General features: G+C 72.5%; 12 protein-coding genes. 4 read left to right on the top strand and 8 right to left on the bottom strand.

Features of this window, described 5'->3' with window-relative positions:
* A partial coding sequence (locus VFJ94_RS11500; RefSeq protein ID WP_325004347.1) for an alpha-isopropylmalate synthase regulatory domain-containing protein occupies positions 1-628 on the top strand: 628 nt, incomplete at its 5' end.
* A gap of 205 nt (positions 629-833) precedes the next feature.
* Here the strand turns inward: VFJ94_RS11500 and VFJ94_RS11505 are convergent.
* Positions 834-1,652 (bottom strand): maleylpyruvate isomerase family mycothiol-dependent enzyme, encoded by an 819-nt coding sequence (locus tag VFJ94_RS11505; protein WP_325004348.1) that lies wholly within the window; start codon positions 1,650-1,652, stop codon positions 834-836.
* Between the two features lie 15 nt (positions 1,653-1,667).
* Positions 1,668-2,297 carry an alpha-ketoglutarate-dependent dioxygenase AlkB gene (locus tag VFJ94_RS11510; RefSeq protein ID WP_325004349.1) on the bottom strand — a complete coding sequence of 210 codons (630 nt, stop codon included), beginning with the start codon at positions 2,295-2,297 and terminating at the stop codon, positions 1,668-1,670.
* A 95-nt stretch (positions 2,298-2,392) separates the two neighbouring features.
* On the opposite strand from VFJ94_RS11510, the gene recO reads away from it, so the two are divergent.
* A complete protein-coding gene (gene recO / locus VFJ94_RS11515; RefSeq protein ID WP_325004350.1) occupies positions 2,393-3,121 on the top strand; it encodes a DNA repair protein RecO in 729 nt (242 codons plus the stop codon).
* Positions 3,122-3,183: 62 nt separating this feature from the next.
* On the top strand, positions 3,184-3,987 hold the full coding sequence (locus tag VFJ94_RS11520) for an isoprenyl transferase (RefSeq protein ID WP_325004351.1): 804 nt from the start codon (positions 3,184-3,186) through the stop codon (positions 3,985-3,987).
* 113 nt (positions 3,988-4,100) lie between these two features.
* Here VFJ94_RS11520 and VFJ94_RS11525 read toward each other — a convergent pair whose 3' ends face one another.
* The 6 genes from VFJ94_RS11525 to VFJ94_RS11550 all read right to left on the bottom strand — a co-directional run bounded on the left by VFJ94_RS11525 (position 4,101) and on the right by VFJ94_RS11550 (position 8,715).
* Positions 4,101-5,033: a hypothetical protein gene (locus VFJ94_RS11525; protein WP_325004352.1), complete on the bottom strand. Its 933-nt coding sequence runs from the start codon at positions 5,031-5,033 to the stop codon at positions 4,101-4,103.
* A 190-nt stretch (positions 5,034-5,223) separates the two neighbouring features.
* Positions 5,224-5,619, bottom strand: coding sequence for a Fur family transcriptional regulator (locus VFJ94_RS11530; RefSeq protein ID WP_325004353.1), 396 nt, complete (start codon positions 5,617-5,619; stop codon positions 5,224-5,226).
* A complete protein-coding gene (locus VFJ94_RS11535) occupies positions 5,616-6,602 on the bottom strand; it encodes a metal ABC transporter permease (RefSeq protein ID WP_325004354.1) in 987 nt (328 codons plus the stop codon). The genes VFJ94_RS11530 and VFJ94_RS11535 overlap by 4 nt, the downstream gene beginning before the upstream one ends.
* Entirely contained in the window at positions 6,595-7,455 is an 861-nt protein-coding gene (locus VFJ94_RS11540) for a metal ABC transporter ATP-binding protein (protein WP_325004355.1), read from the bottom strand. Before VFJ94_RS11540 ends, VFJ94_RS11535 begins: the two co-directional genes overlap by 8 nt.
* Complete coding sequence (locus VFJ94_RS11545; RefSeq protein ID WP_325004356.1) at positions 7,452-8,390, bottom strand: metal ABC transporter substrate-binding protein; 939 nt, start codon at positions 8,388-8,390, stop codon at positions 7,452-7,454. The genes VFJ94_RS11540 and VFJ94_RS11545 overlap by 4 nt, the downstream gene beginning before the upstream one ends.
* Positions 8,391-8,427: 37 nt before the next feature.
* A complete protein-coding gene (locus tag VFJ94_RS11550) occupies positions 8,428-8,715 on the bottom strand; it encodes a DUF6703 family protein (protein WP_325004357.1) in 288 nt (95 codons plus the stop codon).
* Positions 8,716-8,792: 77 nt separating this feature from the next.
* Here VFJ94_RS11550 and VFJ94_RS11555 point away from each other — a divergent pair, with 77 nt between their 5' ends.
* Positions 8,793-10,199 (top strand): glycine--tRNA ligase, encoded by a 1,407-nt coding sequence (locus VFJ94_RS11555; protein WP_325004358.1) that lies wholly within the window; start codon positions 8,793-8,795, stop codon positions 10,197-10,199.
* Positions 10,200-10,571 lie beyond the last annotated feature (372 nt).

Below are 10,571 nucleotides of genomic sequence, written 5' to 3' on the forward strand. Positions count from 1 at the left end.
GGTCGACCCGCATGACCTCGGGCGCTCCTACGAGGCCGTCGTGCGGGTCAACAGCCAGTCGGGCAAGGGCGGCGTCGCCTACATCATGAAGTCCGAGCACCACATGGACCTCCCGCGGCGGCTGCAGATCGAGTTCTCCGGGGTCGTCCAGCGCGGCGTCGACCAGGACGGCGGGGAGGTCTCGCCGGACGAGCTGTGGGCCCGCTTCCAGGACGAGTACCTGCCCAACCCGGCAGCGCCGTGGGGGCGCTTCGAGCTCGTCAACGTGGTCACCGACTCCACCGTCGACGGCCAGAGCACGACGGAGGCGAAGCTGCTCGACAGAGGCACGCCGATCACCATCACCGGGACCGGAAACGGACCCATCGCCGCCTTCCTCGCCGCCTTCGAGACCGTCGAGGGCGCGCCCGACATGCGGGTGCTCGACTACGCCGAGCACGCCCTGTCGGCCGGCGGCGACGCCCGCGCCGCGGCCTACGTCGAGTGCGCGATCGGCGAGCGGGTGCTGTGGGGCGTGGGGGTCGACCCGTCCATCGTCACTGCGTCGTTCAAGGCGGTCGTCTCGGCCGTCAACCGCGCTGCGCGGGATGCCGAGACGGCGGAGCAGGTGGCCGCAGCGGCTGGGTGAGCGTCGCCGCCCAGCCGGTGCGACCCCCGTGCCGCCGCCTGGACCGGGTCCGTCTCGGTGCAGGCGAGGTCGCGCGCTCCGGCATGTCTGCCCTGACCGTCGACGTCGAGCCGTTGGCCCCGACCAGCACGACGGACCTTTCGCAAGCGTCAGCAGGGCCACCTGATCGTCGTTGTTGTGCGCGCAGGGTGCGTGCGGGTCGACGTCAGTCGATGGAGGCGCCGAGCACGGCCTCGACCGCAGCGAGCGCGGCAGCGTCGCCCGCACGCGTGATCTCGCCGTCGGGTGGGCGGTTCCACAGCCAGCAGTCGAGGTCGGCGGCCGACCCGCAGATCTCTGCGGCGGAGCCCTCATCGGGGCCGTCGGAGACCAGGAACCGCCGGACGTCGACCTCGTGGCCGTCCTCGTCGGTGCCCGTGACGTGCACCGGCGTCACCGTCCAGGCATGCATCGCGTCGACCGTCGCGAGCATCACGGTGGGGCCGGTCGCCACGTGCGTGAGACCCGGCTCGGGCTCGTAGCCCCGCATGATCCGCAGCGCCTCGTCGACGCCGTCCGCAGCCAGCCGGCAGTCGAGCGGCGTGCGCGCCCCGACGGTGAGCTCGGCGTCGAGCCGGTGGATCATCGCCTCGTGCGCCTGCCGGCGCCGGATGTAGCCAGCCGTCTTGTCGTCGGCCCACATCCAGAGCGGCGTCGTGGGCTGGAGCCGGCTCAGCACGCGGTGCAACCGGCCGCTCGCACGGTCGTAGAGGTCGAGCAGCCCCGCGCGGTCGGGCGGCCGGTCCTCGCGGGTCGCGTTCATCGCCTCGAGTTCGGCGGGGTCGGTGAGGCCGCGCTCCGCGATCTCACCCCAGAACCACTGCACCTGGCCGAGGTGCCACAGCAGGTCATCGCAGTCCCAGTCGGGACAGGTCGGCACACGGCGGCTGGGGGGTGCCGTCGCGAGCACGTCACGGAACCGGGCGGAGTCCGCAGCAAGGTGGTCGAGGTAGGGAAGCGCACTACCTGAGCGGCTGGGCGGCATACGGGAGTCTCCTTGTCAGCGGACGCCGGCGACCCGGAACTGCACCGAGATGCGCGGGCCCACCGGCGCGGAGGTCTTGGGGATGCAGTGGTCCCAGGTGCGCTGGCACGAGCCGCCCATGACGACGAGGTCACCGTGGGCGAGCGGGAAGCGCCGGCTGGGACCGCCGTCGCGGGGTCGCAGGGCGAGAGTGCGGCTCGAGCCGATGGAGAGGATGGCGACCATCGTGTCCTGGTCCCGGGAGCGACCGATGCGGTCGCCGTGCCAGGCGACGCTGTCGCGGCCGTCGCGGTAGAGGCAGAGTCCGGCCGTGACGAACGGCTCGCCGAGCTCGGGCGCGTAGTGCCGGCTCAGGGCGTCACGGGCCTCGACGAGCAGCGGGTGGGGGAGCGTCTCGCCCGCCGCGTAGAACTTCGTCAGCCGAGGGACGTCGACGACCGAGTCATACATGTGCCGCCGCTCCGCGTGCCACGGGACGTCGCGCAGCAGGGCCGTGAAGAGCTCGTCTCCCGCAGCGAGCCAGCCGGGCCGCACGTCGACCCAGGCGCCGCGGGTGAGCCCGGTGCGGCGCACCGCCGCACCGAGCTCGCGCAGCGTCATCACGTCGGCGAGGTCGAGCAGGGAGCCCTGGAGTGCGAGGTCCATGAGTCAACTCAACCACGGATCGAACGCCTGTGCTAGACCGGCCGCCCATTCGTGGGTGCCCACCCGGGTGCGTGCCCTGGGGGAGAATGGCCCGTATGCCGCTCTACCGTGACGAGGCGATCGTGCTGCGCACCCACAAGCTGGGCGAGGCCGACCGTATCATCACGATGCTCACCCGGACCCGTGGCCGGGTGCGGGCCGTCGCCAAGGGCGTGCGGCGCACGAAGTCGCGCTTCGGCTCCCGGCTCGAGCCCGGCATGGTCGTCGACGTCCAGTGCTACGAGGGCCGCAACCTCGACACGGTGACGCAGGCGGAGACGCTCGCGCCCTACGGCGACGCGATCGCCCGTGACTACCCCGCCTACACCGCCGCGACCGCGATGCTCGAGGTGGCGATCACGCTTACGGAGGAGCACGAGCCGCAGACGCAGCAGTTCCTGCTCCTCGGCGGGGCGCTGCGCGCGCTCGCCGAGCGCGCCCACGAGCCGACCCTCGTCCTCGACGCCTTCCTGCTGCGCTCGCTCGCGGTCGCCGGTTGGGCGCCGAGCTTCTCGGACTGCGCCCGGTGCGGCGCGCAGGGGCCCCACCGCGCCTTCTCCGTCCAGTCCGGTGGCGCCGTCTGCCCCGCGTGCCGGCCGCCGGGCTCGTCGGCCCCCGCGCCGGAGACCTTCACGCTCCTCGCCGGCCTCCTGTCGGGCGACTGGGAGGCCGCGGACGGCGCCGAGCCGCGGCACCGCAGCCAGGCGAGCGGCCTCGTCGCAGCCTTCCTGCAGTGGCACCTCGAGCGGGGCGTGCGTTCCCTGCGCCTCGTCGACCGCACCTGAGCCCGGCGGCATACTGCGGAGGACCTCCCCGCCACCGACCGACCGCCACCGACCGGAGCCCCATGACGCCGCCCACCCCGCCTCGCCGGCCCGTCCGGCCCTTCCCGCACCCGAGCGGCGCCACCGCGCCCGCGATCCCGGCCGAGGTGCTTCCTCGGCACGTCGCCATCGTCATGGACGGCAACGGCCGCTGGGCCAACCAGCGCGGCCTGCCGCGCACCAAGGGGCACGAGGCCGGGGAGGCGGCGCTGCTCGACGTCGTCGCGGGCGCCATCGAGGCGGGCGTGACCCACCTGTCGGCCTACGCCTTCTCCACCGAGAACTGGCGGCGCTCGCCGGACGAGGTGCGCTTCCTCATGGGCTTCAACCGTGACGTCATCCGGCGCCGCCGCGACCAGCTGCACGAGTGGGGCGTGCGCATGCGGTGGGTCGGGCGGGCGCCGAGGCTGTGGCGGTCCGTCATCTCCGAGCTCGAGACGGCGCAGGAGCTGACCCGGCACAACCAGGGCCTCACCCTCTACTTCTGCGTCAACTACGGCGGCCGCGCCGAGATTGCCGACGCCGTGCAGCGCATCGCCGTCGAGGTCAAGGAGGGGCGGCTGCGACCCGGCGCCATCGACGAGCGGACGATCCGGCGGCACCTCGACGATCCGACGATGCCCGACGTCGACCTCTTCGTGCGTTCGTCGGGCGAGCAGCGCACGAGCAACTTCCTGCTGTGGCAGTCCGCCTACGCCGAGCTGGTCTTCCTCGACACCCTGTGGCCCGATTTCGACCGGCGCCACCTCTGGCAGGCACTGGAGACGTATGCCGCCCGCGACCGGCGCTATGGCGGCGCCGTCGACGCCCCGACGACCGGCCCCTGACGACGAGTGTTTTCGAGCCACCTTGACGGCATCGAGCCACCCGCATGGCATCGAGCAACCCGCACGGCATCGAGCCACCGGTGGGCCGGTGGCTTCGGACCGCCGGGGTGGCGTCAGCGTGGCTGGGGGCCGCGGCTGCGGACGATGGCCGCCCGGATGCGAAGCACAAGCGCGTTCGGGTCGTCGAGCTCGGCCCACGTCACTCGCATGACGATCCATCCTTCGTCCTCGAGGGCGTCCTGGCGTCGCTTCTCCTGCCACAGCACGTCGCCCGCCCGGTTCGGGTCGGTGTACTTCACCTTGCCGTCGAACTCGAGCAGGACGCGGGTCCCGTCGATCCTGAAGTCGGCCCAACGTGTTCCCAGGCGGGTGCTGACCTCGAACTGCGGCGTCACCGCGATCCCGAGGTCGGCCAGGACGTGGGCCAGGCGGGTCTCGCCGGGGGACTCGTGGCGTCCGTCGCACCGCTCGAGCGCCGCGGCTGTGCGCCGCACACCCCGATGCCCGGCCAGCAGCTCGGTGGCGGCACGCAGGTCGTCGTGCGTGAGACGTTTGCCGTGGAGCGCGGCATCGGCGGCGATGGCTGCGTCCATCCCGCCCGCCACGAGCCCGGTCTGGACGATCGCGACCGCGACCGGCACGACCGGACCGAGTCCGGGCACCGAAGTGATGTGCAGGCCGCTCACCTGCGAGTGGCTGACGAGGTGGGGGCGGCGCCGGGTCACCTCGTCGCGGATGCGGGTGACGTGCACCGCCCGCAAGTCGGCACGCCACACCGGCAGCCCCGCGATGACGACCCGGGACTGGTGGCTCAAGGCCGCTCGGCCACCGAGGTGACGCAGCACCGCCCGGGCCTTGAGCACGTGTCGGTCCGCATCGCTCGTCGGCGGCCGGGTCGCGTACCAGCCCGTGCAGAGACGGTGCAGAACCCCGGCGCGCAGGAGCCGCCGAACCTCATGGGAGTCGACGCCTCGCGCCGAGAGCTGTGCCGCGCTGACGACCTCGTCGGCGGCATACGGGACGAGTGGTGCTGGAGAAGTGGTCATTCGCCGATGGTCGGTGCGACGATCCTCGGACGTTCTTCCCGGCTCTGAGCCTGTGGACGCGGCATCGATGGCTCGCGGGCGCTGTGGACGCCACCCTCACGGCGCCGAGCCACCCTCACGGCGCCGAGCCACCCGTGAGCGGGTGGCTGTGAACCGGCAGGGTGGCTCCAGGCCGAACGGGTGGCTCTGATCAGGCTCCGGCGGCGGCGCAGGCCGAGCACAGGCCCGTGATCTCGAGGGTGTGCGTCACGTCCGAGAAGCCGTGCTCGGCGGCGACCCGCTCGGTCCACCGTTCGACCGCGGGGCCCTCGACCTCGACGGCGCGCCCGCAGGTGCGGCATACGAGGTGGTGGTGGTGGCTCCCGGAGCACGAGCGGTAGACCGCCTCGCCGTCCTCCGTGCGCAGCACGTCCACCGCGCCGGCCTCGGCCATGGACTGGAGCGCGCGGTAGACGGTGGCCAGCCCGACCGCGTCGCCCGACTCGCGCAGCCGGGCGTGCAGGACCTGGGCCGAGACGAAGTCGTCGGACCGCGCCAGGCTCTCGGCGACGGCCAGCTGCTGGCGGGTGGGGCGCCGCGCCGTCATGCGTGCTCGTCCTCGTGGGCCCGGCCGTGCTCGTCGTAGTGGGCCTCGTGCGGGGCGTGCAGGTGGCCGTCGTGCACGTAGTCGACGTGGTCCCCGTGCGGGATGCCCTCGTGCCCGCAGTCGAGGCCGTGCTCGTGGTCGTGCTGCTCGGCCACCGCGTGGCCGCGACGCCGCAGGCGGTGGACGAGAGCGGTCCCCGCGGCGACGAGCACGAAGAGGGCCACGGCGACGAGGACGATCGTGCCTCCCGACGGGGTGTTGAGCGGATACGACAGGAGCACGCCGCCGACGGCCGAGACGAGCCCGACGGCGACCGCCCAGCGCAGGCCGCTGCTGAAGCTGCGGGCGAGCAGCTGCCCGGCGGCGTTCGGCACGATCATGAGGGCGCTGATGAGCAGCAGGCCCACGACCCGCATCGCGATGACGACCGTGAGGGCCGTGAGCACCGCCAGGACGAGGTTGAGGGTGAGGACCGGGATCCCGACGGCCCGGGCATACTCCTCGTCGTTGGCGACGGCGAAGAGCCGCGGCCGCAGCGCCCACGTCGTGCCCGCGATGAGCACCGCGAGGGCGGCGAAGACGTAGAGGTCGCTCGGCCGGGTCGTGAGGATCGACCCGAAGAGGTACTTCATGAGGTTGGCCGGCGTGCCCTCCGGAGCCCTGCTGATGATGACGACCCCGGCGGCGATGCCGCCGTAGAAGATGACGGCCAGGGCCACGTCGGCGTTCGTGCGGCCCCGGGTGCGCAGCAGCTCGATGACCACCGCCGCGAGGACCGCCGCGACGAGCGCCGTGAGCACCGGACCCTGCCCGGTGACGAGCCCCACGGCGACGCCGGCGAGGGCGACGTGGCCCATGCCGTCGCCGATGAGGGAGAGCCGCCGCTGGACGAGGAAGATGCCGACCATCGGGGCCACGGTGCCGACGAGCACCGCGGCCAGCAGGGCCCGCTGCAGGAAGTCGATGGACAGCAGGTCAGCCACGGCGCCCTCCCCGAGTGTCGAGGGGACCCTGCGGCAGGGAGGCCGCTCGGGTGCGCAGCTCGGCCTCCAGCTCGCTGTCGTGGTGGTGGCTGTCGTGCTCGTGGTGCACGAGGTCCCGCTCGGCGGCATACCGCTGCGGTGACCCGTCGAAGGTGATCCGGCCGGCGTCGACGACGACGATGCGGGTGAGCAACCGGGCGAGGGCACCGAGCTCGTGGGTGACCACGACCATGGTCACCCCCTGCGCCACGAGCCGGGCGAGGACGTCGGCGAGGACGTGCTGGTTCGCGGCGTCCACGCCCGCGGTGGGCTCGTCCATGAGGAGCACGTCCGGCTGCCCGGCGAGCGCCCGGGCGATGAGCACGCGCCGCTGCTGCCCGCCGGAGAGGGTGCTCACCTCCGTGGCCGCGCGGTCCGCGAGACCGACGACCTCGAGCGCGCGGGCGACGACCTGTCGGTCGGTCGCCCGCATCCGTCCGAGGAGGCCGAGGCGGGGGAGCCGGCCGGAGGCGACGATCTCCTCCGCGGTGGCGCGCACGGACCCCGAGAGCGTATGCCGCTGGGGGACATAGCCGAGGCGGGCCCGGTCGGCGAACTGCTCGCGCGGCACGCCGAACATCTCGACCCTGCCCGACATGAGCTCGTTGAGCCCGAGCACGCCCTTGACGAGCGTCGACTTGCCCGAGCCGTTGGGGCCGAGCACGGCCACGACCTCCCCCCGGCGCACGGTGAGGTCGGCGTGGCTCAGGACCGGGCGCTCGCCGTAGCCGAAGGTCGCATCCTCGAGCCGCAGCACGACCTCGCCGCCCGGTCGGGGGATGCCGTCGGAGGCGGCGGCGGGCACAGTGGTCACGTGCAGTCCTGTCCCCGGCGCAGGGTCGCGAGGTTGCTGCGCATCACGCCAAGGTAGTCCTTGGCGGCCGACTCGGCCGTGATCCCCTCGACGGGGTCGAGCGTGGCGAGCCGCGCGCCCGTCGAGGCGGCGACGGTCTGCGCGAAGTGCGGCTCCACCAGCGTCTCCTGGTAGACCGTCGTGACGCCGCGCTGCCGGACGAGGTCGGAGACCGCCTCGAGCGCGGCCGCGGACGGCTCGGCCTCGGGCGACAGGCCGCTGATGCCGTGCTGGCGGAAGCCGTAGCGGGCGGCGAGGTAGCCGAAGGCCGCGTGGCTCGTGACGAGGTCGCGGATGCGGCAGCTCGCCAGCCCCTTCCTGAGCTCCGCGTCGAGGGCCTCCAGCTCGCCGACGAAGCTCCTCGTGTTCGCCTCATAGGCCGCGGCGTTGACCCGGTCGGTCGCGGCCAGCCGGTCGCCGATGGCGCGGGCGACGGCGGCATACCGCTGCGGGTCGAGCCAGAAGTGCGGGTCCGCGCCACCGGAGGTCGCGAGGTCCCGGTCGGAGGCAGTGAGGGAGAGCCGGGCGGCGGGGGAGACGTCGAGGAGCCGGGCGGGGTCCGCGACCTGCTCGGCCGCCTCGTCCACTGCGGGCTGGAAGCCCTTGGCGTAGATGACGACGTCGGCGCGCTGGATCCGCGTCGTGTCCTGGCCGCCGAGCTCGAGGTCATGCGGCTCGGTGCCGGGCTTCGTGAGCACCGAGACCGCCACGTGGCCGCCGCCGATGCGCTGGGTGGCGAACTCGAGCGGGTAGAACGAGGTCACCGCGGTGGGCCGCCCGGGCGTCGCTGCCGCCTCGCCAGCGTCACCCGAGCTCGGCGTGCCGCAGCCCGCCCCGAGGAGGCTGAGCACGGTCGCGCCCACGAGGGATCGCACGAGGACGGCTGGTCGCGGCATACGACCATGCTCTGCCAACTGAGAATGATTGTCAAAGTTACTTCGGGAACAGGCGGACGATGGCGACGGAGAGCGTGAGCAGCAGCACCGCGATGCGCAGCAGCCGCTCGGGCAGGGCGAGGCGCTGCCACGTGAGGAAGAGCAGCCAGCCGAGGAAGGCCCCGAGGAGCAGCAGTGCGACGCCGCCCCACGGCGAGGGGGCGAGCACCCCGGCCCCCACGATGACGACGAGGACGCCGACCGCCAGGGCGCGGGGTACGCGGTGCATCCGCTCGACGAGAGGAACGGATGCGTGCTCGACGCGGGAACGGAAGCTCAGGCCCACGCCACGAGGGTAGGGCAGCGTCGGCCACCACCCACGGGCGGCCGGAGCACCGCATGGGGGCCGATAGCCTAGGCGGCATGGCCAAGCACACCTCCACCGTGGACACCGTCGTCAGCCTCTGCAAGCGCAGGGGTTTCGTCTTCCCGAGCGGGGAGATCTACGGCGGCACCCGTTCGGCCTGGGACTACGGCCCGCTCGGTGTCGAGCTCAAGGAGAACATCCGGCGGCAGTGGTGGAAGTCGATGGTGACCGGCCGCGACGACGTCGTGGGCCTCGACAGCTCGATCATCCTGCCGCGCGAGACGTGGGTGGCCTCCGGCCACGTCGGCACGTTCACGGACCCGCTCGTCGAGTGCCTCTCGTGCCACAAGCGCTTCCGCCAGGACCATCTTCAGGAGGCGGTCTTCGACAAGGCCGGTGCCAAGCTCGGGGTCGCCGGCCCGGACGACGTGCCCATGGCGGAGGTCGGCTGCCCGAACTGCGGCACCAAGGGCCGGTGGACCGAGCCTCGCGAGTTCAACATGATGCTCAAGACCCACCTCGGCGTCATCGAGGACGAGTCTGGCCTGCACTACCTGCGCCCCGAGACGGCGCAGGGCATCTTCGTCAACTTCGCCAACGTCATGGGCGCCTCGCGCAAGAAGCCGCCCTTCGGCATCGCGCAGACCGGCAAGTCGTTCCGCAACGAGATCACGCCGGGCAACTTCATCTTCCGCACCCGCGAGTTCGAGCAGATGGAGATGGAGTTCTTCGTCAAGCCCGGCGAGGACGAGCAGTGGCACCAGTACTGGATCGACGAGCGCACCCGCTGGTACATCGACCTCGGCATCAACCCCGACAACCTGCGCCACTTCGAGCACCCCGCCGACAAGCTGTCGCACTACTCCAAGCGCACCGTCGACATCGAGTACCGCTTCAACTTCGCCGGCTCCGAGTGGGGAGAGCTCGAGGGCGTGGCCAACCGCACCGACTTCGACCTGTCGAGCCACAGCACGCACTCGGGCCATGACCTCGTCTACTTCGACCAGACCACGGGCGAGCGCTACACCCCCTACGTCATCGAGCCGGCGGCCGGCCTCTCCCGCTCGCTCATGACCTTCCTCGTCGACGCGTATGCCGAGGACGAGGCACCGAACACCAAGGGCGGCGTCGACAAGCGGGTCGTCCTGCGCCTCGACCCCCGTCTCGCCCCCGTCAAGGCCGCGGTGCTGCCGCTGTCGCGCAACGCCGACCTCTCGCCCAAGGCCCGTGACCTCGCCGCCGCCCTGCGCAGGCATTGGAACATCGACTTCGACGACGCCGGGGCCATCGGCAAGCGCTACCGCCGCCAGGACGAGATCGGGACGCCCTTTTGCATCACGGTCGACTTCGACACCCTCGAGGACTCGGCCGTGACGATCCGCGAGCGCGACTCGATGGGCCAGGAGCGGATCTCGCTCGACAAGGTGGAGGGCTACCTCGCGCAGCGCCTGGTCGGCTGCTGACCCCTGCTCCGCTCCCCCCCCTGGCCCCCGAGCCCGGTCGAGTGGCCACTTCCGTGCGGGTGTCGGTGCGGGTGGACGGGGCAGAAGTGGCCACTCGACGTGGGACCGAGCCCGGTCGAGTGGCCACTTGCGTGCGGGTGTCGGTGCGGGTGGACGGGACCGGCGAGATGCCCGGTGGGGACCCGTGGCCTAGGCTCGACGGGATGGACGTCAGAACCAGCAACATCCGGACCAGGCACAACGTGCACGTCACCGGGCGGGCGGACGGCCCGCCCATGGTGTTCGCGCACGGCTTCGGCTGTGACCAGGGCATGTGGCGCTACGTCGCGCCGGCCTTCGAGCGGAGCCACCGGGTCGTGCTCTTCGACCACG

The organism is Intrasporangium sp., assembly GCF_035688975.1.
Taxonomy (GTDB): domain Bacteria; phylum Actinomycetota; class Actinomycetes; order Actinomycetales; family Dermatophilaceae; genus CALMNV01.